Source organism: Streptococcus sp. oral taxon 431, from assembly GCF_023110115.1.
Lineage (GTDB): Bacteria > Bacillota > Bacilli > Lactobacillales > Streptococcaceae > Streptococcus.
On the sequence record NZ_JALDVP010000004.1, the window covers coordinates 53889 to 80368 of the forward strand.

The 26480-nt window shown below is 41.1% G+C and carries 18 protein-coding genes; 3 read left to right on the forward strand and 15 right to left on the reverse strand.

What is annotated here, in order from left to right:
• Position 1 precedes the first annotated feature (1 nt).
• Positions 2 to 1006, forward strand: coding sequence for a DUF6574 domain-containing protein (locus tag M1F91_RS06485; RefSeq protein ID WP_247913053.1), 1005 nt, complete (start codon positions 2 to 4; stop codon positions 1004 to 1006).
• Positions 1007 to 1111: 105 nt separating this feature from the next.
• Here M1F91_RS06485 and M1F91_RS06490 read toward each other — a convergent pair whose 3' ends face one another.
• The 11 genes from M1F91_RS06490 to M1F91_RS06540 form a co-directional block, all read right to left on the reverse strand.
• The gene (locus tag M1F91_RS06490; RefSeq protein WP_247913054.1) at positions 1112 to 1972 is read right to left on the reverse strand and encodes a DUF4299 family protein; all 861 of its coding nucleotides are present in this window, start codon (positions 1970 to 1972) and stop codon (positions 1112 to 1114) included.
• 121 nt (positions 1973 to 2093) lie between these two features.
• Complete coding sequence (locus M1F91_RS06495) at positions 2094 to 3080, reverse strand: rhodanese-related sulfurtransferase (RefSeq protein ID WP_247913055.1); 987 nt, start codon at positions 3078 to 3080, stop codon at positions 2094 to 2096.
• Between the two features lie 294 nt (positions 3081 to 3374).
• Positions 3375 to 4859, reverse strand: coding sequence for an ABC transporter substrate-binding protein (locus tag M1F91_RS06500; protein ID WP_247913056.1), 1485 nt, complete (start codon positions 4857 to 4859; stop codon positions 3375 to 3377).
• Positions 4860 to 4965: 106 nt separating this feature from the next.
• Positions 4966 to 5886 (reverse strand): carbohydrate ABC transporter permease, encoded by a 921-nt coding sequence (locus M1F91_RS06505; protein ID WP_247913057.1) that lies wholly within the window; start codon positions 5884 to 5886, stop codon positions 4966 to 4968.
• 13 nt (positions 5887 to 5899) lie between these two features.
• The gene (locus tag M1F91_RS06510; protein WP_036756348.1) at positions 5900 to 6829 is read right to left on the reverse strand and encodes a sugar ABC transporter permease; all 930 of its coding nucleotides are present in this window, start codon (positions 6827 to 6829) and stop codon (positions 5900 to 5902) included.
• Between the two features lie 212 nt (positions 6830 to 7041).
• On the reverse strand, positions 7042 to 8157 hold the full coding sequence (locus M1F91_RS06515; protein ID WP_247913058.1) for a DUF4767 domain-containing protein: 1116 nt from the start codon (positions 8155 to 8157) through the stop codon (positions 7042 to 7044).
• A 112-nt stretch (positions 8158 to 8269) separates the two neighbouring features.
• Complete coding sequence (locus M1F91_RS06520; protein ID WP_247913059.1) at positions 8270 to 10150, reverse strand: beta-N-acetylhexosaminidase; 1881 nt, start codon at positions 10148 to 10150, stop codon at positions 8270 to 8272.
• On the reverse strand, positions 10144 to 11013 hold the full coding sequence (locus M1F91_RS06525) for an ROK family protein (protein ID WP_247913060.1): 870 nt from the start codon (positions 11011 to 11013) through the stop codon (positions 10144 to 10146). Before M1F91_RS06525 ends, M1F91_RS06520 begins: the two co-directional genes overlap by 7 nt.
• Positions 11014 to 11097: 84 nt before the next feature.
• Complete coding sequence (locus M1F91_RS06530; RefSeq protein WP_247913061.1) at positions 11098 to 13743, reverse strand: alpha-mannosidase; 2646 nt, start codon at positions 13741 to 13743, stop codon at positions 11098 to 11100.
• A gap of 186 nt (positions 13744 to 13929) precedes the next feature.
• A complete protein-coding gene (locus M1F91_RS06535) occupies positions 13930 to 15210 on the reverse strand; it encodes a glycoside hydrolase family 125 protein (RefSeq protein ID WP_247913062.1) in 1281 nt (426 codons plus the stop codon).
• A 127-nt stretch (positions 15211 to 15337) separates the two neighbouring features.
• Positions 15338 to 16723: a hypothetical protein gene (locus tag M1F91_RS06540; protein WP_247913063.1), complete on the reverse strand. Its 1386-nt coding sequence runs from the start codon at positions 16721 to 16723 to the stop codon at positions 15338 to 15340.
• A gap of 147 nt (positions 16724 to 16870) precedes the next feature.
• On the opposite strand from M1F91_RS06540, the gene M1F91_RS06545 reads away from it, so the two are divergent.
• Both M1F91_RS06545 and M1F91_RS06550 read left to right on the forward strand, forming a co-directional pair.
• Positions 16871 to 18955 carry a GH92 family glycosyl hydrolase gene (locus M1F91_RS06545; RefSeq protein ID WP_247913064.1) on the forward strand — a complete coding sequence of 695 codons (2085 nt, stop codon included), beginning with the start codon at positions 16871 to 16873 and terminating at the stop codon, positions 18953 to 18955.
• 428 nt (positions 18956 to 19383) lie between these two features.
• Entirely contained in the window at positions 19384 to 20832 is a 1449-nt protein-coding gene (locus M1F91_RS06550; RefSeq protein WP_247913065.1) for an amino acid permease, read from the forward strand.
• 105 nt (positions 20833 to 20937) lie between these two features.
• On the opposite strand, the gene polA is transcribed toward M1F91_RS06550, so the two are convergent.
• From polA to dnaB, 4 genes are all read right to left on the reverse strand, one after another.
• Positions 20938 to 23571, reverse strand: coding sequence for a DNA polymerase I (gene polA, locus M1F91_RS06555; RefSeq protein ID WP_247913066.1), 2634 nt, complete (start codon positions 23569 to 23571; stop codon positions 20938 to 20940).
• Between the two features lie 64 nt (positions 23572 to 23635).
• Positions 23636 to 24757, reverse strand: a complete 1122-nt coding sequence (locus M1F91_RS06560; protein ID WP_247913067.1) for an SH3 domain-containing protein — start codon at positions 24755 to 24757, stop codon at positions 23636 to 23638.
• Positions 24758 to 24851: 94 nt separating this feature from the next.
• Positions 24852 to 25118 (reverse strand): Veg family protein, encoded by a 267-nt coding sequence (locus M1F91_RS06565; protein WP_004250994.1) that lies wholly within the window; start codon positions 25116 to 25118, stop codon positions 24852 to 24854.
• A complete protein-coding gene (gene dnaB / locus M1F91_RS06570; protein WP_247913068.1) occupies positions 25115 to 26473 on the reverse strand; it encodes a replicative DNA helicase in 1359 nt (452 codons plus the stop codon). Before dnaB ends, M1F91_RS06565 begins: the two co-directional genes overlap by 4 nt.
• Positions 26474 to 26480 lie beyond the last annotated feature (7 nt).

The window sequence follows — 26480 nt, forward strand, 5'->3', positions numbered from 1 at the left end:
CATGACTCAAGAATGGTTCGAAAGTGCTGATTTCGAGAAAACAGCCAACAATGAGAAAAAAGATAACCCATCTGACCCAGTCATTCCCCAAGAAGAGTTAAAAGAAAAAGAAGAATTGCCAGTGGTTGAAGAAAGCCTTCAAGCCAATCCTGAAGAACAAGAAGCTGACCTAGAGAAAGTAGAGAGTGACGAACACGAAGAAATCGTTGCAAAGACAGACAAGTCAGAAGAACCTGTAGAGACTGAAAAACAAGAAGAACTGGCAACAAAGACAGACCAAGCAGAAAAACCCGTTAAGGAAGCACCTCAGCCTAGCAAATCTTTGGAAAGTCCATTTGTCCCAGATCCTGTCCCTACAAAAACTGCAATCTTCAAAGAAGAATTGGCTGATTTTTGGGTCTGGTTACAAGGTGCTCTCAAAGAGCCAACAGCAAGCATTGGTTCAGATAAAAAACATAGTTATAACGCATTTGCACTACTAACTATCTTTTCTGCTACAAGTTTTCTCTTTATAGTTTATCACGCCAAACAAGGCTACTATGGTCGTATGGCAAGCATCGATGCTCACTTCATGGAACAATTCCCGTCTCTCAATCTCTTCTCGGTCTTCTCCATCCTAGTAGCGACAAGTCTCTTCTTCTTTTCAATTCTTATGGGTGGATTCGTAGTCAAACGTTTTGTCGACCAGGACAGTGATTGGACATTAGAAAGATCCTTTCAAGCACATAGCAGACTCTTGGCTATCCCAGTTCTCTTAACAGGTATTGCTAGTTTCTTCGCTCTTTTTAATGGTCTACGATTTGCAGTATTGCTTTGCTTGATTAGCATTGGTCTGACTCTCTTGGCCAATCTCTACTTCATCTCAAGACCTAGCAAGGATAGTCAAACCGATCCCTTCTATCGCCTTCTCTTAGCTTTCCTAGTCAACGGTGGTGTACTATTTCTCTTCTTTCTAGCAGAAATGGCTCTTGTTTTTGACTATCTTCGAATCCTTGCTTTTATGTAAGATAAAATCCTGTCACTCTGACAGGATTTTTTTGTGTCCACAAAAAGCAGATCAAACGATCTGCCTTTTCACATTATTTAAAACCAATATCTTTCATTTATGCCTCTAGTTACCTTTTACTACGTTCTCAAAATCTTCACCTAAAACAGGGCCTACTTCTACTTGGTTAGCATCTAAGTCCTGATAAAGTTCTTTTGGCAAAGCTCCTAAAAACGCTTGGTAATCCAGTCTAGCTATCGCTTCATAATCTTCTGGTTTTGAGCCATCCCCAGAGATTTTTACCAAATCAATCTCCCAAACAAGTTCCTTGCCTACCAATTGCTCAACGTAAGGAGCAGGAATCACCGGTTCTTTTGGCAAAATGGTTTTTACTCCCTGAGCTAGGTGATAGACCCCATGAACCTTACCTTCACCATCTGGATAGAATTTAGCACTGGAAGGATAGGCATCAGACCCTTGAACTTTCTTGACCAACTCTTCAAAACGTGCCAAGCCATCTTCTTCCAAGAAACTTTCCAAATCCTTCTTATCAAAGTAAATAGTTGATAGAATACCCTGACAGAAACCTAAACGAGCAGCCTTATCCGCTAGATAGCTCTTAACCGTTTCTTGGAAATAGTTTTCCAAATCAAAGTCTGCCAATCCTTCAACAGCTTCACCAACCTTGCTAGACAAGGCTTGTAAGAGGGCTTCTACAATCTCCCAATCAGCTCTTGTAATCAAGTCAGGAATGATTACTTGATAGCCTTTTTGAGCATCTAGATATCGAACTTTAAAGAGAAATTGAGACTTGCCTACGATTCCACACTCGATATACTCAAGGCGATTGAGAGGTTGACGGAGGTAAACAGCATCATAACTATGTGACTCTAAGCCATCTACTAAGCCTAAAATTGATTTAGCTGTAAGAATCTCCTGTTCTCCTAAAATACTTTGTTTATTTGGGATAAAAAATGTCTTCACCATAATGGTCTCCTTTGAAATCGTTTACATATAGTATACACCATTTTCCTGAAAGATGCAGAAACAAATTTAAGATTTTTTAGTCAAAAGCATAGAAAAACAGCCACTAAGGACTGTCTTACTTTTATACAACTTCAGAATGATCCAAGTTCTCACCAATCGCTGCTAGACGCTCGATGACTTGATCTTGTGTCAATTTATGTTCTAAAACATAACGATTACGTGGGTGAACACGGCACTCGTGCGAGCAACCACGGAGATATTTGTCTTCGTTGTCTTCTGATGCCAAGATGCGGCGGTTACAGAATGGATTTCCACAGTTGACATAGCGTTCACATGGCGTTCCATCAAACCAATCTTTCCCTACAATGGTTGGATTGACATGGTTGACATCGACTGCAATACGCTCGTCAAAAACGTACATTTTCCCATCCCAAAGTTCCCCTTGAACTTCTGTATCTTTCCCGTAAGTCGCAATTCCTCCATGCAATTGACCGACATCTTTGTAACCTTCACGAACCATCCAGCCAGAGAATTTCTCACAGCGGACTCCACCTGTACAGTAAACAACGACACGTTTATCCATGAATTTTTCCTTGTTATCACGAACCCATTGTGGTAATTCACGGAAGTTGCGGATGTCAGGACGGATAGCCCCACGGAAGTGTCCAAGGTCGTACTCATAGTCATTACGAGTATCAAGGACCACCGTATCTTCATCTAGGAGGGCTTCTTTAAATTCTTTTGGTGACAAGTAAGCACCTGTTGTTTCCAGAGGATTGATGTCGTTATCAAAGTTATCATCCTCTAAACCAAGGTGAACGATTTCCTTTTTGTAGCGAACAAACATCTTCTTGAAGGCTTGCTCACTTTCTTCGTCAATCTTGAACCAGAGGTCTTCCATCCCTGGAAGGCTGTGAACGTAGTCCATGTATTTTTGCGTTGTTTCGTAGTCACCAGAAACGGTTCCGTTGATCCCTTCATCAGCGACTAGGATACGACCTTTGAGGCCGATTGATTTACAGAAAGCCAAGTGGTCTGCAGCAAATTGTTCCGCGTTTTCGATGGGAACATATTTATAGTAAAGTAAAACTCGAATATCTTTTGACATGTGCTTCTCTTTTCTAAGATTAAATTATCAGAATTTTTCATTCAACTATACCAGTATACTCTCCCAAGAAAGCGAATGCAATTTATTTGACCGAAAAGTAAAAAACAAGACCCATTTTCAGATCTTGTTTTAATTAAATATTCGATGAAGAAAAGTTAACAAAAAGATATCCATGGCCTGTCTTGACTAAAATACCTATCATGATACCAAAAAAGAATCACCACCCCGTCTGGAAAACTCCAGACAAGGCAGTGATCGCATCTTTTAGGAATGAATACACGAAATCAATCTATCTTAAGATTTTTTGTTTTTCAAGAATTCGTCGTATTGTTTTTGCATTTCATCCAATACTTTTTGGTAAGCACCTTCAGATTTAAGTTTTTCCATCAATTCTGGAATAGCTTTTTCTGGGTCTACAGTACCAGTGTTGATAGCTGTATCGAATTGTTGCATAGTGTTAGTGATAGCTGAGATTTCAGATTTCACGTTGTCAGTGTTGAAGATGAATCCAAGCGCTGGAGATTCTTTTGCAGTTTCCAAGTCTTTCTTAGATTGTGCAATTTGTTCATCTGTAACGTTTTCGTTGATGTAAAGGATCCAGTTGTTACCAGTGTTCCATCCTGACATGTGAGTGTTTCCTTTGTATCCATCAAGGACTTTAACACGGTTTTCTTTACCTGCAACTTTTTCCCAGTTCTTGCCTTCTGGTCCATAAACAAGTCCGTTCAAGAGTTCTGGGTTAGTGTTCAAGAGGTTCAACACTTCCATTGCTTTTTCTTTGTTCTTAGAGTTGTTTGAGATTACAAAGTTTGCAACTTGAGTTGTTTGGTTTTTCTTGATGAAGTTAGTAAATGGTTTGATTTGGATGTCTCTGTTAGCAACACGAGAAAGCAAGCTGCTACCGTAGTCAGCTGGTCCTACTGTTTCTTCACGAACAAGCCAAGTATCTTGAGTAAGGTCATATGAAGTTTCACTTGTTGCTACGTCTTTTGGAATGTATCCTGCTTCATAGTATTTGTGAAGAGTCTTCAAGTGTTCTACGAAACGAGGAACTTCGTAACGGTTTACGATCTTAGTAGTGTCACCTTCAAGGTCGATAACGAATGGAAGACCATTTGCAACTGGGTAGTCAAAGTTTTCTGATGGGATAAAGTTTTTACCAACAGCGAATGGCATTACATCTGGAGCTTTTTCTTTGATTTGTTTCAATACTGGTTCAAGTGTTTCGTATGAAGTTACACCTGAGATATCGATTCCATATTTTTCAAGTAGTGGGCCGTTGAAAGCAAAGTTTTGTGAAGATGCAACGTTAGCTGCAACTGGAACAGAATAAATCTTACCGTTTACAGTGTTACCTTTGATGTAAGCCGGGTCAAGCGCTTTGTAAAGCTCAGCTCCTTCTTTCTTGTACAATTCTGTCAAGTCAGCATAAGCACCTTTTTGAGCGTTTACAACGTAGTTATCTGCAAATGCGATATCATAGTTTTCACCTGATGAAGTGATAACTGACATTTTCTTACCGTAGTCACCCCATCCAAGGTATTGGATATCTAATTTAGCACCAACTTTTTCTCCGATGATTTTGTTTGCATTTTCTAGCAACTCATCCAAGTTGTCTGGTTTGTCACCGATTTGGTACATTTTGATAACAGTTTTGTCACCTGAAGCTGAGTCAGCAGCTTTTTGGTTGTTACCTTTAAGGTTTCCACAAGCAGCGAGGCTAGCAGCTAAAGCTACAAGGCTAGCAGATGCAAAAGCATATTTTTTCCAGTTTTTCATGATAAAAACTCCTTTTTTTATTTTTAAATTTAAAACAATTTTAGTGATCTACTTTTCAACAAAGAAAAGTTAGATAGGGTAGAGAAAGCTTGTTTCTCAGCGTCTCTTATTCTTTAACACCACCGATAGTTAAACCTTTTACAAAGTAGCGTTGGAAGAATGGATAGAGAATCGCAATTGGAACAGTCGCAACTACGACCATGGCCATACGACCTGTTTCTTTTGGTAAGGCAACTGCAAGTTGTCCTGACATCCCAACTGACTTAGCAATGTAATCCATGTTGTTTTGAATTTGCATGAGCAAATATTGCAATGGATACAAGTTGTCACTCTTGATGTAAAGAAGGGCATTAAACCAGTCGTTCCAGAATCCAAGTGCTGTCAACAGTGTGATAGTCGCAATCCCTGGAAGAGAGAGTGGTAAACAGATTTGGAAGAAGATCCGCGCCTCGCTAGCACCATCGATACGGGCTGATTCGAGGATTGCTTCTGGAATGGTTTTCTTGAAGAAAGACCGCATCAACATGATGTTGAATGGTGATAGAAGCATTGGAACAATCAAGGCCCAAATAGTATCACCCAAGTGAAGTAACTGAGTTACCACGATATAGCCTGGTACCAAACCAGCATTGAACAACATACTAAGAAGAGCAAAAATTGTAAAGAATTTGCGATACTTAAATGTTGTACGTGAAATGGCATAAGCGTATGTCGTTGTGATGAATACGTTTGTCAATGTACCGACAACTGTCACAAAGGCTGAGATAAAGAGCGCTTGTAAAATTTTGTCTTTAAACTGAGCCAAGAATTGGAATCCATCTACACCAAACTTGGAAGGGAAGAAACTATATCCATATTGAACAATACTCTTCTCATCTGTAATTGAAATAATGATTACGAAGATGAAAGGCAAGATACAAGAGAAGGCCAGCAAACCAGATATGATACTAAAGAAGATATCTGCCCTTTTGCTGAAGGAGTGTATGCCAACATTATCAATTTTTTCTTTTTGAATTTTTTTTGCCATATGCTCCTCCTTTCTAGAATAGTGCTGAGTTAGGATCAACACGTCTTGCAAGTAAGTTTGATAGGATAACGAGAATCAAACCGACGACTGACTGGTAGAGACCGGCTGCTGAAGCCATACCGATATCTGCTGTCTGAGTCAATCCGTTAAAGACATAGACGTCCAATACGTTTGTTACGCTATAGAGCTGACCTGCGTTGTGAGGGATTTGGTAGAAGAGACCGAAGTCTGCACGGAAGATGTTTCCGACTGCAAGGATGGTCAATACTGTCACAAGTGGTGTCAACTGAGGGATGGTTACGTTACGGATACGTTGCCATTTGCTAGCACCATCCACTGTCGCTGCTTCGTAGTAAGTTGGGTCAATACCCATGATAGTTGCGTAGTACATCACACTACTATACCCAAAGCCTTTCCAGATACCTAGGAAAAGGAGAAGGTAAGGCCAGATACTGACATCAGCGTAGAAGTTAATACCCTTCATTCCAAGGGCTTCTAAGGTGTGGTTGATAAGCCCTTTATCGATGTTTAGGAAAGCATCTGTAAAGAAACTGATGATAACCCAAGATAGGAAGTAAGGGAACAACATAGATGTTTGGTAGATTTTAACCATTTGCTTAGAGCGAAGTTCACTAAGGATAATGGCAATACCAACTGATACAATCAAACCAATAAAGATAAATCCAAGGTTGTAAAGGACCGTATTTCGAGTGATGACGAAGGCATCCTTGGAACTAAACAAGAATTTAAAGTTATCTAGTCCGACCCATCTACTATTTATAATACTGTGGACGAATCCTTCACCAGTCATATGGTAGTCTTTGAAGGCAACCACATTCCCAAAAACTGGAATGTAGAAGAATAAAATCAACCAAATTGTTCCTGGTAAAACCATTAAGAGAAAAATCCAATTATCTCTTAAAGTTTTTGAAAACTTATTCATAATTTCCTCCCTTTTTATTTTCTAAAACTTCATAATCTCACATTTTTAGTCTTGATAACGTTTACAAAAATAGTATACTCTTATTTTTAGGACAGTTTAAACTACAAATTATAGAAAAAACTCCACAAATTATTTTATGTGGAGAACTTTTTTATATGAGAAGTGGGTTTCACGGGAAACACTTTGCCTGCAAGAGGTGTTCCCCATCTCTACTAATTGAAAACTCCTTCCAATATCGGTTGGTGAAATCTAACAAAATGAACTTGGGCATTTATAATGGTACCTGCTTCGTTTTTCTCAATCTCTGGTTGCCCCTCAGTATGTAAAATAGTAGGGCGACCATCCTTGTATCCAAAGAGAATCACCTCTGTCCCTACTTCATTCACATAGCAGGCTAAGATTTCAAACCGTTTTTCACCAACACCAGCAATATGGTCGAACCATTTAAAAGTATAGTTCTCTCCATCCACTTGTCCAAATTGCATCATCTGATTCGGAACTGCAAGTCCATAATAACGACCATATGTTGCTAGGTTAGTCGACTTAAATCTTTCACCTTTACTATCTGAATAGGATTCCATGGCTATTTTTATCTTGTCTGTTAGAGCACTATAGTCTGTATCTGACTCATTCTCTGTAACTACGCTTGTTTTTAATAGAAATTCCTTAAAACCTTGCGCTAAATCTGTGTTTTCATTCTCTTCAAAATTCGCAGCACTGATAGTTTCTAGTGTCTTATCGGCATACAAGACCTGTGCTTGCCCGTCCTTGAGTGTAAATAGGTAGAAATGTCTGGCTTGATCGTCATAGTAGGCATCCAAAACCAAGTAATCATATGCATTATCACTGGACACCCCGAAAATATTCCATCGGACTCTTTTCTTAGAAACAGTTGTTGTTTCTATTTTTTTGATGAGTTCATTTTTTTGGTCAAAGTTTCTATGCTCCAGTCTATGATAGGACTGCCCCATAGAAGAAGCCCAGCTTGCAAACTCTTCCTGCCACTTTTCGGTATTGTATTGGATTAGCTTCTGAAAATCCGAGTAGTTCTTCATAACCAAAGCTTGGTCAGTCGGATTAGATAACTGGAGTTCTTCCATAGCTACAACGGTGGCAGACATGGGGGATTGAACAGTTGTATCCTTGGCTTCTTTTTCGTGTGCAAGAGCCTTTTGATAGGAATCCGCTAGGTAGTGAAAATAGTTGGTTACTTCCTTGGTTTGTTGCTCCCTTGATGTTGACTGACTAGTTACGCTATCTTCTGTTGCCTTGTGGCAAGCAGATAAAACTAGCACACTCGCACCTAGGACTAGTAGTAGCTTTTTCATGATCACACCTCCAAACTATCCTTATACCTTCATTATACTCCTTCCCTATCTCCAAATCAAAAAACATCTCCATGTATTTAAAAGGAGATGTTTGGCTATCTGTGATAAATTTCTAGGTCGTATAAATAGTCGAAGCTGTCGCAATGGTGTGCCACTGGTTGGCTGTCGTTGCTGCGAAGTCCTTATCTCCGTAGAAATCATTAAATGGCAAGATGTCTACTTCTAATTCTTCGATACGTGAGATAGAACCGGCTAGATAGTCTTCAATCCGATTTTCTGCTCGCTTGATGCGTTGCAAGAGTCCACCCATACGGATGTCTACTGTATCCAAGCCAAAGACCTTGTTTTCTTTCAACCATTGCTGGCTAAAGAGCTTGTGGAAGGTTTCAATCTGGCTTCTTAATTTTGGTAATTCTTCCCTAGCAATTTGTTGCAAGCTCTCTTTATCACCTGTTTGATAGGCTTGACGAATGCGTCGTCCCACATCCACTTTACTACTTAAAATGGCATTCAACTGAGCCTGAGTCTCAAAGAGATAAGCGTAGACTCCAGCTTTTTCTTTAATAGCAGCAAGAGTCTCAGCCACCTGGGCAAAGTGAGGCTTGTCCTGTTCAGGAGTCATGTGCTTATCAAGGATTGGACAGAGAACATCCTGATAAAAGACATAGCGATTGGGATTAATCCCACTGAGATTGTCTGGTAGATCTGGCAAGAGATTGGCCAAATCAAGCTGCATAAAGTCCTCAACGGATAGACCTGTATTGGTTTTGAAATGTGCAGACAAACGGTCTAAATCATTGCGGTAGCTGAGTTCTGCCCAGATTTGCAAGCTTGGCAGAATAGAGAACTGAGCTGTTTCACCACCATTGTCTCCCCAACCAGTCACAATGACTTCTTTGATCTGATTGGCACGGCAGGCTTTGTTTGCTTCGATAGCGATAAGACGACTGAAATGGTTGTGTGGTGTAAAACCAATCCACTTCCAAGCACCACCTGCAAAGGCAATATCCTGGCTAATCTTGTGGTGATTACCGAAGTTACGGTTGTATTTTTCTTCGCTATCCTGATAATAATCCCAGTAAACCAAGGTCACACGGTCTTTGAGACGGTCTAAGTAAATACGAGTTTCTTCTGGAATTTCGACATCACGGTCGTACTGGCCATCTGCTGACATGAGTTTGAAGAACATATCGCTCCACATCTGGCAGTGGAAACCATACTTGTCTGCGATATCCAGCACGCGCTCCAAATGTTGACACATGAGGAGGCTACGGTCCACAACACCGTTTAAGATAAGGTAACGTCCCAAACCAACCAAGTGAGCTTCGTCCATCCCGATATTGACCTTGCGAATTTGTAGTTTAGACAAAGTAGCAAACATACCGTCAATCAGATCGTAGACTTTTTCTTCACCGATGAGGAGAATATCCTCTACATCGCGGAGTTCTTGCACTTCTTTGACGCCCCATTTGACAAAGGCTGACAAGTGGGCCAAGGTCTGGATGCATGGGACAAAGGTCATGTCAAACTGCTGGGCGTATGCTTCAATTTCCTGTAACTCTTCAGCTGAATACGCTCCACGGAAATAACCAAAGTAGGGTTGGCCTTCAATCTGATAGGTGTCTTCCATGTAGAGTTCAAAGGTTGAATAACCCATCAGAGCTAAGACTTCAATCATCTGCTTGGCAGATGCAACATTTAAAACTGCATTTCGCGAACAGTCAGCCATGTAGGCTAAATCTTCATAAGCCGCTTGTTCTTCAATCTCTACCTTATCACCTTCTACCAAAGCTGTTGCGAGAACAGACAAGGCGCGATAGAGTTGGTGAGGTTTGCGATAAGTCAATTGATATTCTCCGCCCTTACCCTTGATAGAGATAGAAGCTTGGTCAGATTGAGCGACTGCCACCTCTACATCTGATAGAGAAATGTGACTTTTTAATACTTCGATAGCTTGCGCTTGTTTGGAACTAAGTCCTGTAAAACTTACCATTGGTTTTCCTCCTGTAACCAGTTGACAAGGGCACCGTAGAGATTGGCATCTGCATGATAGGTGCAAGCTTGAATGACTGGCGCAATTGTATATTCTTCATATCTTTCCACAAAGGTGTCTACTGCTTTTTGCACACCTTTGATAAAATCTGGGTTTTGACTGATAGAGCCACCTAGGCTAATGACATCTGGGTCGATTAGATACTGGATATTGAGCAAGCCTTGAGCAAGATTACGATTCATCCGCTCAATGGCTTCTTGGCAAAGGGCATTGCCTGCTGCAGCCTCTTGGTAAACCTTACGGCCATCCCAGTCGGTTTGACCAGATTTTTCGATGACATAGCGAACCATGTTTCCTGTAGAAGCTAGTTGTGACCAGTTATTGAGTTTTTCTGCTGGTTCGATAGTTGTCATGTAACCAAACTCTCCACCCAAGCCATGGCGACCACGGTGAATTTTGCCATTAATAATCATAGCCCCGCCAATTCCTGTGCCAATGACAACACAGGCTGCATTTTCAATCTCAGGATGAGCTAGCAGTTCACTAAGTCCAACACAGTTGGCATCATTTTCTAGATGGACAGGTAGCTGGTGATGAGCAAGGGCCTGGTACCATGAAAAACCATGGATATAAGGAATGGCACTAATCCCCTCAATCACTCCTGTTTCTTGATTGACCGCTCCTGGAACACTCATAGCAATCCCACGATAGTCCTGTTCTGACAAGCGTTGGTCCAACCAAGCCAACAAATCTTCTAGAGTTTCTGGAGTTGGGGTGCTGGTCTTATCTAAAATCTTTCCATCAGGAGTTAGACTAGCAAACTTAATGCCAGTCCCTCCGATATCAATCGTTGCAATGGTCATTGCTTTCACCTGCAAAAAGGAGCGAATCAGCAGTTGGTTCTTACTTTTTCGCTCCTCCTTTCTTTTTATGTTTACTTTTTGAAATTAAATTTCTTCTTTTTGAATCAATTCTGTACGAATTTCCTGTGGTGCCAATAGTCCTGAATGGACTGGGTATGGGCGTTCCAACAAGTCAAGAATAGTTTGTTGTTTTTCAGACACACGGATATTTTCTTGACTCATGTTGTAGTAGCGAAGGACATAACCTTCTTCATTCTCAGCCACCTTAAAGGCTGTTGGGCAGACTTGTGGCAAGTTCAGTGCCGGATGGTTAAAGAGGCTACCCGTTGCTGCAACGCTACCCTCTTGTTTTGCAACTTGAAGAGCTGTAAATGGCACCTGGAAGGCTTTGGCACGACGGAAAGCTGAGAAGCGTTCCCCTGCTTGGTGACATTCTACTGCAAATTCAACTTCGATAGCTCGCAAGCACTGAGCTTCCGGCGTTGGGAAGTAGCCCCAGTCACCGAGTTCGCCTGAAGCACGAAGAAGAGTTACAGCCATGGTGTCATCTCCAAGAATTTCATACTCGTGCAATCCTTTATTGGATACTGTCACTCCTTTAACATCATCATACAAGCTGACAAAGGCTTGTTGGTGTTGTGGATTTTCAGGATTTTCCCAAGAAGCTGCTGGTTTATTTGGTCTTGTTACAACTTCATAGATGCTTTCAGAATCATTGTTTGGACGGGTGTTATGAGTTTTCACCAAGAGACGGATGCGGTGATCCTTGGCTGTGTTGGTAAAGCGAGTCTTGAAGCGAATCTGTGGATTGTCCACAAAGACAGTCATTTCTGTTTCAAGAGGAATGGTTGTCAACTCTTCTGAACGACCTGCATCTCGTTTCATGAACTCGATGATACCTCTTTGTTCAGCATCCAATTTTTCATCTGCACTGACTGGAATGGTCAAGTCATGTTTGAGCAAGATTTTGGCATAGCGAGCATTGTTTTCTAAGACTTCATAACCTTTCAGTTGAGCATAAATTGGCTCAGTTCCTTTCGGCTGGAAGTAAATGTACTCGTTACCAATATCTCCACGGTCCTCGAATTGGATGAATTCTTCGTAAGCTTCATTAGTAGTCTTGTCATAGACTGTGATTCCTTCATCTACACTCACTGTTACGAATGGGGTATCAATGACTCCGTTTTGGTAAATACCATCACGGTGATCTACTTGACCTTCGACCAATTGGAAACTTGCCCAAGAAAGCGGTGCAAGGTGGATTGGAATTGTCACGCGCACTTGGCGTGCAATATAGGGTTGGCGGAATTTATCCTTAGGCAAAGTATAGCCAAAACTTGCTCCCAAATCTTCAACCTTGGCTTCAAGGACATGGCCATCCAAATCTTCAACATGGTAATCTGGCAAGATCACGGCTGCCATCTTCTTGTAACCTTCAGTCGGATGCAATTCTTTGAAATCACAAGTCACAACATCCACTACAACACTAACTGTATCAACCTTGTCATGTAAAGCTGTGTTGACAACGGTAAAGAGGTGGCCACTTTGCGCATTTTGAGTAGCTAATTTACCCTTCCATTCGTTAAGAAGATTAGTCTTAACAAAATTCCCGACTTGATTAACCTTGGCAAAACGAGTTTCCATTTCACGGTGAACTTCGTCAATACTACAACCACAGATACTATCGTGCGGTGCATTTTGCAGAAGTACTTTCCAAGCATAGGTCAATTGATCCTTGTGGTTATGTCCACCAGTGATAATGGTTAATGGTTCCACGACCTGCTCTAACAAGTTGCTATTTTCTTGGAAGGCTTGTTTGAGGTAAACGCGTGAAGAAGAAGTATTGGCAAGAGTATACCAACCATCCGTTTCCTGACTGGTCAACTCACCTGTGACCGTTGATAATTGTTCAGGAAGGGCACTTTCCACTGCTTGGACATATTCGTCAAATGAGCTATGAATAAAGGTCACGTCAGGGAAGAGTTCATTTGCCACACGAATGGCTTCGCTCAGATTTCTCTGAACAGGTTGGTGGTCACAGCCGTTCATCATCAACCATTGGTTGGTCGATGCATAATCACGGACGTCCGCTAATTTTTGCTTCCAGAAAGTCAAAGCCTCGTCTTTATCCACTGGAATTTCATTCCCGTTACTGTACCAGTTAGCAAAAAGAATGCCGAGTACACGGCTACCATCAGCCCCTTGCCAGTACATCTCAGAAAATTGAGAGGTAAACTGTTCATCTTCAAGGACTTGATTGTCAAATCCGATTGGCTTGACACCGCGACCAAAGGCTGCTACGTGAATCCCTGATTTTTGAAGGATTTGAGGAGCCTGCCCCATATTTCCAAAGGTATCAGGGAAGTAACCAATTTGAGTAGATTTGCCCCATTTAGCACATTCCGCTTGTCCAATCAAGGTATTGCGGACGTTAGCTTCACTGGAAATCAAGTAATCATCCTGCAAGATATAGAAAGGCCCAATCTTCAATTTGCCTTCGTCGATATAACGCTGCACCTTGTCACGGTTTTCAGGGCGAATTTCTAAATAGTCATCGAGGACAATGGTTTGTCCATCTAGGTGGAAGCTCTTGAACTCAGGATCATTTTCAAAAAGATCAAAAAGATTGTCAAAAAGTTCCACCAATTGCATACGGTGACTTTCAAAAGGTAGATACCACTCACGATCCCAGTGACTGTGAGAGATGATATGTACAACAACATTTTCCATGAGTAAAACCTCATTCTAACTTAAATTTAAAAATATATTTGTGATTCTTTCCTAGAATCAGTTGATCGAAAACGTACTCCTTATACTCAATGAAAATCAAAGAGCAAACTAGGAAGCTAGCCGCAGGCTGTACTTGAGTACGGCAAGGTGAAGCTGACGTGGTTTGAATTTGATTTTCGAAGAGTATTAGCGAATATCTAGGTAATCCAAGACCAATTCGCAGAACATCATGTTGGCCCATGAGAACCATTCACGAGAGTATAGAGTCGGGTCATCCACGTGGAAGCTTTCGTGCATGACACCTGTTCCGCCATCACAGGCAACTAGTTGGTCTAGCAAGTATTTTTTCTCAGCTTTATCTGTAGCTGTTAAGCCTTGAATTGATAGGGCAATCGGCCAGATATAACGATAGAAGGTATGAGAGCTTCCGAGACCGCTAGCGTATTCTCCTTGATAGAAGTAAGGATTTTCAGGGCTCAGAATGGTGCGACGAGTTGCTTGATACACTTCGTCATTGACATCACAGTAACCAAGATATGGAGCAGCTAACAAACTTGGTACGTTAGGGTCGTCCATGATGCTAGCATTTCCTAAACCGTCTACTTCAAAGGCATAGATCTTCTCGCCCTTGCTGTTAGTCGTGTAGGCGTAATTTTCGATTCCTTCTTGGATTTCAGCTTGCAGACGTTTAGCATCAGCAATGATGCTTTCACTATCAGCTAGACTCAATGTAGCAAAGATTTCTTGGACATAACCTAAGACAACGACTGCAAACATATTTGATGGAATCAAGTAGCTATACTGACAGCAGTCATCGCTTGGACGGAAGGCTGACCAGGTCATCCCTGTCACCGCAAAATCAGGTCCAAAACCATCATTAACCAAAGTGTCTTCCTTACGATCGGTATCACGGACGAAACGGTATGGTGAGTTATTGTGATCTTGCTCCACCGTCCAAAGATGAAGAATCTCCTTGGTCGCCGTAACAAAAGTTTCGTCAAACTGGCTAGTCTCACCAGTTTCCTTCCAGAGAAGGTAAGCCAATTGCAAGGGATAGCAAAGCGAATCTACTTCATACTTACGTTCCCAAATCCAGCCATTGAGGTCTGTATGGTCTGTCTCGTGATGACCCTTCCAGTTCTCCTCAATATTGAAAGAGTTGGCATAGGGGTCCTTGAGAATCAAAGTCATCTGGCGTTTAACCAAACCAGCAATGGTCTGGCGCAAACGAGAATCTCTTTTTGCCACATGAAGGTATGGTCTAAGCTGAGCAGTCGAGTCCCGAAGCCACATAGCTGGGATATCTCCAGTTAGTACAAAGGTCGAGCCGTCTTCTAAGATTTCAACTGTATTGTCTAAAGTGTCTGTGTAGCAACGTTCAAAGACATCAACCCATTCCGGATGATCTTTAGCACGCTCCGCTACCTCATCTAGCCACTCTCTGACAATTTCTTTTGAATAAACCATAAACTATTTTGCCTCTTTCAAACAGATTTTCATTTTCAGTATAAGAAAAAATAGGTCCAAAAGATATACACAAACTAAAGTCGTTTTGAAACAATCTTATGAAAAAAAGTTGGGCAAGCCCAACTTTTTATTCACTTTTCTTTTCGTCTTTTTGAATCTCTATCAAATGATACTCTTTTCTTTGAAGTTCTTCCTTTAACACTTCAAAATCTTCTAGCCCTCCACCATCGATTGGACTTATACCCTTCTTAGCGACTAATTTGTCATCTTTTAATTCGTAACCACCGAAGCCATAGTACTTGTAACTAACATTTGTAAATAAACTACCTTTACGCATTACTTTATACACCGTAATTATATCAATGTTAGCACTCGAGGTATTTGCTATTCCTGTAGTGATAGCAACGTAACTACCCTGAGGTTCTATAGTATAGGTTTCGTAAGTACTATTCTTATTTGCGTCCTTACTGTATGCATCGTTTTTCTTCAATACATCAGTTAAATTCTTCACATCTTTTGCATCTTTTAGGCCTTCAACTGTCACTTCTACAGTTTTAGAGTCTATCACTTTTCCTTCTGCTTTCAAAGAATCAATACTTGCGTCTTTCACTTTCAAAGTGACTTTGTCACCATTTTTCAAACTTCTTGGACGTTCCCCATTTTCAAAATCAAAGTAGGCTTCATCCTTAGAATTTTTTGTGATTGTAATAGTACCAGAACCATTAAGCCCAGTGAATATCACCGGTGTTTCAGTCAACAAATCAGAAGCTGAAACCTTTTCGTATTCTTTAAGATTTTCAACTTTGAAGGTTTTCTTTTCAGCCTTAACTGGTGCTCTCTTAGAATTAGTGACGACACTAAAAGTAACCTCATCTCCATTTTTTAGGCCACTTGTTTTATCAAAGCTAAATTGTACACTTCTAATCAAAGCATCTGCCATAGCATATTTTGTAGCATATTTTGGATCTCTAGTCACTTCTGAAAAAGTAACTGGATCATTTTGTGCCAAGCCTGTTGCTTGTTTTGAGCTAAATCCAGCCTTCTTATAAGCTATTTCTCGAAGTTTAGCAAGAACTTCCTCACTATTGTATGTCAATGTTCCAGATTCTTCGTAGCCTGAAAACTGTACTTGAACAACATTTAACAAACTCTTTGGTTGAGAATCATATACCTTAAATCCAACAAGTGCAACAATCAGCACAGCAACTGCTGCAAGAGCTCCGATAACTGCAATTTTTCTCTTTTGGAACAAATCTTTTGCTTTCTCCACAAGTTCATTTACATCAAAACCTTTAGTAGTTGCAGGTGTAACTACCGCCTCTTTTGCTGGTTCCTCTGTTGCAGATTCTGGAATCTCAGTAGAAGATGGTGCCTCTTCTTTTTCAACTGTAGGTTCAGCTATCTCTGAAGGTTGCACTTCTTCCTTCACAGCCTCTTCTGCTACTTCCGTAGGTTGCAACTCCTCTTTTTCTACTAACTCTTCATTAGTAGATTGTTCATCAATATTACTCATAATAATCTCCTTTCTTACCCTCATTCTAGCAGAAAAGAACCTATTTGTAAATTTTAAATATATATTTATACACTATTTCAACTTTTAGATGTCTTTCTTTATTTTTATGATATACTGAATACAAAACTCCTACAGAAGGAAATCGCTATGAAACCTATACTTGAAACCATTGATACCCGCTTTGGCACCGCGAGCAAGCATGCCTTTTCTCGGGGAAATACCCTACCTTACACTGGCGTGCCTTTTGGGATGAATTACTTTGTTCCACAAACTAGTGACCAGGAAGGGTCTTGGTTTTTTGATCCCCATCTTCCCATATTTCAGGGTATTCGACAAACCCACCAACCTAGTCCTTGGATTGGCGATTATTCTTGGTTGCTACTGACTCCTGTTACAGGAGAAATCAGTGGCGACACCCTCTTCCATCGTCAGTCTTCTTATAACCTTGATCGTGCTATTTTCAATCCTCATTTTCTAAAGATTTTTTCTGAACGTTACCAGATTGAAACTCAACTCACACCTACTTGCTATGGGGCTTCTATTCAACTAAGACAGGTACAAGGCAAGAAGATCTCACTCTATCTGCATGCAGCTGATGATTTATCATTAGAGCAAGTAGATGAGCGTACTGTCAGCCTTGGTCAAAGCGGATTAACCGAAACCAATAAGAGTCCTCTCGTTATGTTTACTGCTCTCGTATTCTCTACGGATATTCTATCTATCTATCAAGTGGGGCAAGACTGGCGTATCGACTTGGCTGGAGCAGAAGCTCTAGTTCAACTGGCTACTTCTTTTATTTCTAAAGAACAGGCCATCTTTAATCTGCCTAGAAAAGACTTTAAAGAAACGAAATCAGAGGCTAAAGCAAGTTGGGAAGATCTTCTAGGCCGTTTTGATGTCGTGGAAACTGGCTCTGTAGACCGAACATTTTTTGATCACTGTCTTTATAGACTCTTTCTTTTCCCACAAACCTTCTATGAGGTAAATGAACAAGGCGAGAATATTCATATAGACCTTGCTTCAGGAACGATCAAGCCTGGTCTACTCTATACCAACAATGGTTTTTGGGATACCTTCCGCACTTCATTCCCTCTCTTTGCCTTGATTATTCCAGAGCACTATCGTCAGTTTCTTGAAGGTTTCCTCAATAGCTATAGAGATACCGGGTATCTCCCTAAGTGGTTGGCTCCTGACGAAAGAGGAATGATGCCTGGGACTTTGATTGATGGCCTTCTTGCAGATAGTGCCTGCAAAGACATGGCACCTGAGTTTGAAGAAGAATTTCTCAAAGCCATGATTGAAACTGCGACTAAGGCAGATCCAAAAGCTATCAACGGGCGACACGGCCTAAGCCAATACCAAGAACTGGGCTATTTATCCACAGACTACCACGAAAGTGTCAGTCATACGCTAGATTATGCCTACAGTGACTTTTGTATCTCTACATGTGCAACAAAATTAGGTCAAGAAGAGCTAGCCCAAACCTATGCTCAATATTCTAAAAACTATCAGAATCTATTTGACTCTGAGACGGGTTACATGAGGGCGCGTGATGTAGATGGCAACTTCCGTCCTGACTTTTCTCCCTATAGTTGGGGTCGTGACTACGCTGAGTGTTCAGCTATTCAAGCCAGTCTCGGTGTCTTACACGATATTTCTGGACTTAGCCAACTAATGGGTGGAAAAGAAGCCTTTAGCAACTATCTTTTGAAAACTTGTCAAAGTCTCCCACTCTTTGAAACGACGGGCTATGGTTATGAAATACATGAGATGAGCGAAATGGCAACAGCACCATTTGGTCAACTAGCCATTTCCAACCAACCAAGTTTCCACATCCCTTATCTGTTCCGCTACAGTAATTATCCCCAATATACCAGTCTCTTGGTCAAGACTCTCCGTCAGAAAGCCTTCCGAGCTAGCTGGGATGCTTATCCAGGAGATGAGGATAATGGTAGTCTATCGGCTTGGTATGTATGGTCTGCTCTCGGACTTTACCCAACCTGCCCAGGAAAAGCAAGCTATGACCTTGGAATTCCACTCTTTGACCACCTTCGTGTCTATCTGACAGAAAAAAATCAGTGGTTGGATGTTCGTACTCAGCAAAATTATGAACACTTCCACTTTGTACAAGACTGTCGACTGGACGGGAAAGAAAAACAAAGCATCAGCCATCAGGAATTGCTCAATGCTAAGACTCTTGACTTTACCCTCAGCTGGTTGCCAAAGCATTAATAACCTAACCCCTTTGTCATGCACAAAGGGGTTTTCTTATCCATATAAAGTTATCCACAAACTGTGAATAATCTTCAACCTTTTTTTGGAAAAGATTTTCAAGTTTTTCCAAAATATCTTTCCAATCCAAGTTCATAGGATGTACAAGAGAATAAAGTCTATAAACCTTGTCCTAACAAGCTTTATAAAAGATTGATTTGTTTCCAATTCTATAAATTTCGTCTCTCTTTTTCCTATTAAAATTACAAAGAGACAGTTGTTGTTGATACTTTGAGTTATCCACAGGCTGTGGATAATCTTTTTCTAAACCAACAAGCCCTATTCCCTATCTGTTAGCTATCTTTTACTTTTTTTATAGTAAATTTCAAATTTTGTTAGGCGCTTTCAAAAAATCATGATATACTGAAATTATCAGAAAAGGAGACATTATGAAAAAAGATCAACACCAACTTAATTGGCTGATGGTTTCTCTGATTGCTTTCAACATGGTTTGGGGGCTAGGAAACGTCGTCAACAACTACTCTCAACAAGGGATTTCAGTAGTCGTATCTTGGGTTTTAATCCTTGCACTCTACTTTATCCCATATTCACTCATCGTTGGACAACTAGGTTCTACCTTCAAGGAAAGCGGAAGCGGTGTTAGTGACTGGGTTGAAAAAACATCAACCAAACGTCTCGCCTACTTTGCCGCTTGGACCTACTGGGTTGTGCACATTCCTTACCTCGCACAAAAGCCTCAAGGAATCCTGATTCCGCTCGGATGGGCCTTGCAGGGTAACGGACAATTTCTAAAACAAATCGACATCCACTGGATTGTTATTCTCTGCTTGCTAATCTTTGGACTTTTCCTCTACCTTTCTACAAAAGGATTGACAACACTGAAAGTCATCGGTAGCTTGGCAGGAAGTGCCATGTTGATTATGTCTTTACTCTTTGTGCTTTTGGCTGTTGGCCTGCCTTTCATCAAGCCAGATATTCAGTTTGCGACACCACACATGGATCAACTGAGCACCTACATTCCAAACTTTGATTTTTCTTATTTCACAACGATCTCATTACTGGTCTTTGCCGTTGGTGGTTGTGAAAAAATTTCCCCTTATGTGAATCAAACTCGCAATCCTGCAAAAGAATTTCCAAAAGGTATGATTGTCATGGCCATCATGGTAGGACTCTCTGCTATCCTTGGTTCAGTTGCCATGGGAATGCTATTTGATGGTAATAACATCCCTGAAGACCTCATGCGTAATGGTGCTTATCAAGCCTTCCAAATGTTAGGAAATTCTTGGGGAGTTGGAAATCTTTTCGTTGTGATTTACTCTCTTACAAATATGGTCGGACAAATCGCGGCGCTTGCCTTCTCTATTGACGCACCATTACAAATCCTACTCAATAACGCTGATGAAAACTACATCCCAAGCTGGCTTCGTAAACGTACTGAAAAAGGTGTCCTCATTAACGGCTACCTCCTTACAGGCGTCCTTGTTAGCCTTATCATCATCCTTCCAATTTTTGGTATCCAAGAAATTGACGGACTTGTAAAATGGATGACCAACCTCAATTCTATCGTAATGCCAATGCGTTATCTCTGGGTATTCCTTGCCTATATGATGCTCAATCGCGCTTGGAAAACATACAAAAATGCGGAATACAAGTTTGTTAACAATCCTAAACTTGGCTTTGTGATCGGTACTTGGTGCTTCCTCTTCACTGCCTTTGCTTGTATCCTAGGTATGGTTCCAAAAATTAGCTATGCTGAGAATCCAACTGCTTGGCAATTCTCTCTTCTTACAAACATCTTGACCCCAATTATTCTGATTGGTTTAGGTGTTATTCTACCAATCCTTGCAAAAAAAGAACAAAAGAAACAAATCAAATAAATCCTACTATTAGCTAGATAGTTTCACTTTTGTCTTTTCCTGAAAGAAAAATCCCTTTGAACCATAATGTTCAAGGGGATTTCTTTTTTGTCTGATAGGCCATTTCTACTTAGCTTCGTACCAAGTCACGCCTTCATTTTCATCAGCAATCAAGGGTACACTGAGTTGAATGGCTTCTTCCATGGTTTGTTTGACAAGTTTTTTAATAGCTACCAATTCTGACTTAGGCACTTCAAGAACAATTTCATCGTGCACTTGTAACAGCATCTTAGTTTGATAACCACCTGCAACCAAGGCCTTATCTAGCTGAATCATGGCGATTTTGAGAATATCTGCAGCCGATCCCTGGATAGGTGAGTTGATAGCTGTGCGTTCTGCAAAACCACGAATGTTAAAGTTACGCGAATTGATATCTGGCAACTCACGACGACGTTTGAAGAGAGTCTCTACATAACCCTTATCACGCGCCTCACGAACCACTTCATCCATGTAGTTTTTAATACCTGGGAAGCGTTCAAAGTAAGTGTCGATGTATGCTTTAGCCTCTTTACGGCTGATACCTAGGTTATTGGATAAACCAAAGTCTGAAATTCCGTAAACCACTCCAAAGTTGACAGCCTTGGCATTGCGACGGTCGTTTGGAGTCACATCCTCAGGACGTTCAATTCCAAAGACACGCATGGCTGTCGAGGTATGGATATCAGCTCCCTCTTGGAAGGCCTTGATTAAGTGCTCATCTTTAGAGATATGCGCCAAAACGCGCAACTCAATCTGTGAATAGTCCGAGCTGAGGAGGACACTATCCTCCCACTCTGGCACGAAAGCCTTACGAATGAGGCGACCTTGTTCCAAGCGAACAGGAATATTTTGCAAGTTTGGATCCACACTAGACAGACGCCCTGTCTGAGTCAAATCCTGCACATAGCGCGTGTGAATCTTGCCATCCGCTAAAATCCAGTCCTGCAAACCAATCACATAAGTCGATTGAATCTTAGCAATCTGACGATAATCTAAAATTTTCTTGACGATTGGGGCAATAGGAGCTAGGCGCTCTAACACATCCACTGCTGTTGAATAACCTGTCTTGGTTTTTTTGGTGTATTCTATAGGGAGACCTAGCTTTTCAAAAAGTAGTTCGCCCAACTGCTTAGGCGAGTTGATGTTAAACTCCTCACCAGCCAATTCATAAATCTCTTGAGTTAGCTTTTCAATGACAAGCTCATTTTCAGCTTGCATCTCGAGTAGAGTTTCTTTTTTAACCTTAATCCCAGCGATTTCCATCTTAGCAAGAACAAAAGCCAGAGGTTGCTCCATATCATAGAGGAGGTCCAATTGTCCGTTTTCACTTAATTTCTCAAGTAAGACAGGCTCTGTCTCAACCAATACAGCAACCTTACGAGCCAAGTGCTCCAAAAATTTCTCTCGCTCTGGAATAGCTTTCTTGACACCCTTACCATAGAAGGTTTCATCATCGACTAGGTAAGTTTGGCCGTAGAGACTAGCGATGGTTGAAATTTCATTATTCTCTACAGTAGAGAGAAGGTATTTGGCCAAGCGGCTGTCAAAAGCAGGAGCCTGCAAGTTCAAACCAAAGCGATTTAAGAGAACTTTAGCTTTCTTAAAGTCATATACTTTCAGAGGCGTTTTTTCTAGAAAATCCTTAAGAATCGGATCCTGCAGAAGTTCCAGCCTATCTGTAGCATAGATCTTGTCTCCGCATGACCAAGCAAAACCAATCAATTCATCTGTATGGTAGTTTTCACCAAAAAGTTCAAAGTGGAAGATAGAGTCGGCACTCAGCATGTCTTCACTCACTTTGTCCACCACGGTGAAATTCAAAGTCTCAGCTTGGTTAGTCTGAGAAGCATTCAAAGCCTGCTTGAGTTGTTTAAAGCCCATCTCATCGTAGAATTTCCCAAGGTTTTCCACATTTGGTCCACTATAGACCAAATCATCTAGACCTATCTCGATTGGCGCTTTCGTGTCGATGGTTGCTAGTGTTTTAGACAGAAAGGCTTGTTCCTTGTCATTGACAAGATTTTCCTTCATCTTGGAAGCCTTCATGCCATCGATATTTTCATAAATACCTTCCAGCGATCCGTGTTCTAACAAGAGCTTGATCCCAGTCTTTTCACCAATCTTGGTCACCCCAGGGATATTATCAGACTTATCCCCCATGAGTGCCTTAAGATCAATAAACTGAGCTGGTGTGATTCCCATCTTTTCCATGAGATATTCTGGTGTAAAGGCCTCAAACTCAGCCACACCTTTCTTAGAAATCTCAACCACTGTATGCTCATCCGTCAGCTGAATCAAGTCCTTGTCTCCACTAACGATTGTTACATCAAAAGATTCCTTTTCAGCCAAGCGACCAAGAGTCCCGATAATATCATCCGCCTCATACTGAGCCAACTCATAATGGCGAATGCCAAGATGATCTAGCAACTCACGAATGAAGGGGAATTGCTCACGAAACTCATCCGGAGTCTTCGCACGACCACCCTTGTAGTCTGCATACATCTCTGTACGGAAAGTCGTTTTCCCCGCATCAAAAGCAACCAAAATATGACTCGGTTGGACACGCTCCAGTAGGTGATTTAGCATCAGATGAAATCCGTAGATTGCATTGGTATGTAGTCCATTGTCATTTTTAAAACGATCCAGTTGCTGATAAAGTGCAAAAAATGCTCGAAAAGCAACTGAAGATCCATCAATCAATAATAATTTTTTCTTGTCCATACACCCATTATAAAGGAAAGAAGGGAAAAATACCATTGCTAAGAGTTAGATTCTCGGTCAAGGCTTATTGAGGTGATTCTTCTACTCGCGCACCATTGCTGTCAACTTGAAAACCATCGATTGTTGTATCTACTGCCAATTCTCCAGATGCGTTCACGTAATAATGTTTCCCTGAAACCTGGAACCACTGACTAGTTTTCATAGCTCCAGAACTTTCCAGATAATACCAAATACCTTTATCCTTCAACCAACCTGTCTGCATTTCTCCAGATGATTTCAAGTAGTACCACTTGGAACCGTCTTTTAGCCAACCTGTTCTCATTGAACCATTAGTTTGGAAATAGTACCAACTGCCGTTTATCTTTTTCCAACCAAGAGCGACTTTCCCATTTTCATAGTAGTACCATGTTATCCCCTGTTTTTCCCATCCATTCTTAGCAGTTGCTGTTTTAGCTAGCTGGACATATCTGCGATTTCCAGTTCGGGATAGATAACTAATCCATTTATAGCCATCTTTTTCAAGAGTCTGATCGTAATGAACACTTTCTCCAGGATAGTAATAGTCAATAATCTCAGCCACTTGTGATGGCTGATTCATAATAGCAGCTTTTTCTGTAAAAACATGTGTTCCGCTAGATAGTGACGTCGACTGATGATTCCCTGAGCCAGCATGTCCGACATCTTTAAAATGAATGAAACCAGACATAGAGCTTGCCTTCACAAGTCTACGATTGTACTTCTCTCTAATACCATAATTGTACTCCTCAATTTCAATCATATCACCAAAAACATTAGAAACCCATGCAACGTGGCCATAGTCTCCGCTTCCGTCCCAAGCAATCGAACCAATTGTTGGAGTCTTGTCCACACGATAACCTTCTCGTTTAGCACGATAACCCCAATCCTTAGCATTCCCGTACGCAGCAGGTAACTCAAAACCATTGACACTACTTAAACGAAAGGCAGCGAAAGATGTACACTGTCTGGAGTATAGACGCCATTTATCAATTTCTTGACTTCCATTTTTATAATAATAGGGATAATCATCTCCTCGTGCCAGTGAGCCATTGTTTGCCTGATTGGCATGAACAGCTCCTCCACCAAACAAAAAAGCACCTGCTAACAGTAGGGAAGCTGTCCCCACTGTCGTTCTCTTAAGAAAAGTTCCCTTTTTACTATATGTCATTCATTCTCCTTCGAATAGATAAATTTTTGAGGTTGACCTCATTTATATCATTCGAAAGAAAAAGAAAAAAGTGAGAAAACTCCCACTTTCAACCTTAATCCAAATAGTGAATCAAATTCTTTTCTGTTAAAATATCAGAATACGTGAAGGATTCAACGTAGACGTTGGCCTGTTTATCCCCTTCAACATCCCCGAATTCAACGATAAAGAGTGATGGATAGACTTCAATAAGTCTTCCTAAGCGATTCTTTTGGCGTTTACGACCATTTTCCAAGGTCATTTCCACGACTTGTCCTTCATGCGCCTTGATTTCTTCTTTGATTTTTTTCATCTTGGCTACATCTGTAAATGCATCTGTCATCTTTGTTCCTCTCTCTTCGAAATACTTGAAAACTTGTTATACTCTTTTTGAAAAATCAATTCTACCGTTCCACGCGCACCGCTACGGTTCTTCTCAATAATAACTTCTACCTTGTTATTCGGAAGACCTTCCTCTTCTTCGCCACCACGTTCATAATAGTCATCTCGATAGAGAAAGGCTACGATATCCGCATCCTGCTCGATAGATCCAGACTCACGAATATCTGATAGCACCGGTCTTTTATCTTGACGTTGCTCAACACTACGCGACAGCTGACTTAGCGCGATAACAGGCACCTTCAGTTCCTTGGCCAGAATTTTCAACTGACGTGAAATCTCTGAAACCTCTTGCTGACGGTTCTCACGACCAGTCCCTGTAATTAACTGCAGGTAGTCAATCAAGATCAATCCAAGATTGCCTGTTTCCTGAGACAATTTTCTCGCACGAGAACGAATCTCTGTGATTCGAATCCCTGGTGTATCATCGATATAGATACTTGCTTTTGCAAGATTACCTTGAGCTATCGTATATTTACGCCACTCTTCCTCAGTCAATTGCCCTGTACGGATCGAGTGAGACTCTACTAGCCCTTCGGCAGCCAACATACGATCGACCAAACTCTCTGCCCCCATCTCGAGTGAGAAAATTGCAACGGTCTTGTCTAGCTTGGTTCCGATATTTTGAGCAATATTCAAGGCAAAAGCAGTCTTACCAACCGCAGGACGAGCAGCAAGGATGATTAACTCCTCCTCGTGCAAACCAGTTGTCATATGATCTAAATCTTGATAACCAGTAGCAATCCCCGTAATATCCGACGTTTGTTGTGAACGAACTTCCAGATTCCCAAAGTTAAGATTTAAAATGTCACGAATGTTTCTAAAACCACTACGATTTGCATTCTCACTGACATCGATCAAACCTTTTTCTGCTCTAGCAATGATTTCATCTGCAGGACTAGAGGCTTCATAAGCTTGGTTTACAGACTCTGTCAACTTGGCAATCAAACGACGAAGCGTGGCTTTCTCTGCTACAATTTTTGCATAGTATTCAGCATTTGCAGAGGTTGGTACAGAGTTGATAATCTCAACAAGGTAGGACAAGCCACCAATATTTTGCAAATCACCTTGATCATCTAATACCGTACGAACAGTCGTTGCATCAATGGCTTCGCCTCGATCTGACAAATCAACCATGGCCTGAAAAATCAAACGGTGAGCATACTTAAAGAAGTCTCGAGAGTCTATATATTCTCGAACAAATACGAGTTTACTCTCATCGATAAATATAGCTCCCAATACAGATTGTTCTGCCAAAATATCCTGGGGCTGAACTCGTAGTTCCTCTACTTCTGCCATCAGATTT

Excerpts from the sequence above, each read along its gene's own strand:
- M1F91_RS06545 (WP_247913064.1), top strand. The coding sequence starts at position 16,871 with ATGAAACCTATACTTGAAACCATTGATACCCGCTTTGGCACCGCGAGC.
- M1F91_RS06490 (WP_247913054.1), bottom strand. The coding sequence starts at position 1,972 with ATGGTGAAGACATTTTTTATCCCAAATAAACAAAGTATTTTAGGAGAA.
- M1F91_RS06535 (WP_247913062.1), bottom strand. The coding sequence starts at position 15,210 with ATGGTTTATTCAAAAGAAATTGTCAGAGAGTGGCTAGATGAGGTAGCG.
- dnaB (WP_247913068.1), bottom strand. The coding sequence starts at position 26,473 with ATGGCAGAAGTAGAGGAACTACGAGTTCAGCCCCAGGATATTTTGGCA.
- M1F91_RS06485 (WP_247913053.1), top strand. The coding sequence starts at position 2 with ATGACTCAAGAATGGTTCGAAAGTGCTGATTTCGAGAAAACAGCCAAC.
- M1F91_RS06495 (WP_247913055.1), bottom strand. The coding sequence starts at position 3,080 with ATGTCAAAAGATATTCGAGTTTTACTTTACTATAAATATGTTCCCATC.
- M1F91_RS06515 (WP_247913058.1), bottom strand. The coding sequence starts at position 8,157 with ATGAAAAAGCTACTACTAGTCCTAGGTGCGAGTGTGCTAGTTTTATCT.
- M1F91_RS06510 (WP_036756348.1), bottom strand. The coding sequence starts at position 6,829 with ATGAATAAGTTTTCAAAAACTTTAAGAGATAATTGGATTTTTCTCTTA.
- polA (WP_247913066.1), bottom strand. The coding sequence starts at position 23,571 with ATGGACAAGAAAAAATTATTATTGATTGATGGATCTTCAGTTGCTTTT.
- M1F91_RS06530 (WP_247913061.1), bottom strand. The coding sequence starts at position 13,743 with ATGGAAAATGTTGTTGTACATATCATCTCTCACAGTCACTGGGATCGT.
- M1F91_RS06505 (WP_247913057.1), bottom strand. The coding sequence starts at position 5,886 with ATGGCAAAAAAAATTCAAAAAGAAAAAATTGATAATGTTGGCATACAC.
- M1F91_RS06500 (WP_247913056.1), bottom strand. The coding sequence starts at position 4,859 with ATGAAAAACTGGAAAAAATATGCTTTTGCATCTGCTAGCCTTGTAGCT.
- M1F91_RS06525 (WP_247913060.1), bottom strand. The coding sequence starts at position 11,013 with ATGACCATTGCAACGATTGATATCGGAGGGACTGGCATTAAGTTTGCT.
- M1F91_RS06560 (WP_247913067.1), bottom strand. The coding sequence starts at position 24,757 with ATGACATATAGTAAAAAGGGAACTTTTCTTAAGAGAACGACAGTGGGG.
- M1F91_RS06550 (WP_247913065.1), top strand. The coding sequence starts at position 19,384 with ATGAAAAAAGATCAACACCAACTTAATTGGCTGATGGTTTCTCTGATT.
- M1F91_RS06540 (WP_247913063.1), bottom strand. The coding sequence starts at position 16,723 with ATGAGTAATATTGATGAACAATCTACTAATGAAGAGTTAGTAGAAAAA.
- M1F91_RS06565 (WP_004250994.1), bottom strand. The coding sequence starts at position 25,118 with ATGACAGATGCATTTACAGATGTAGCCAAGATGAAAAAAATCAAAGAA.
- M1F91_RS06520 (WP_247913059.1), bottom strand. The coding sequence starts at position 10,150 with ATGGTAAGTTTTACAGGACTTAGTTCCAAACAAGCGCAAGCTATCGAA.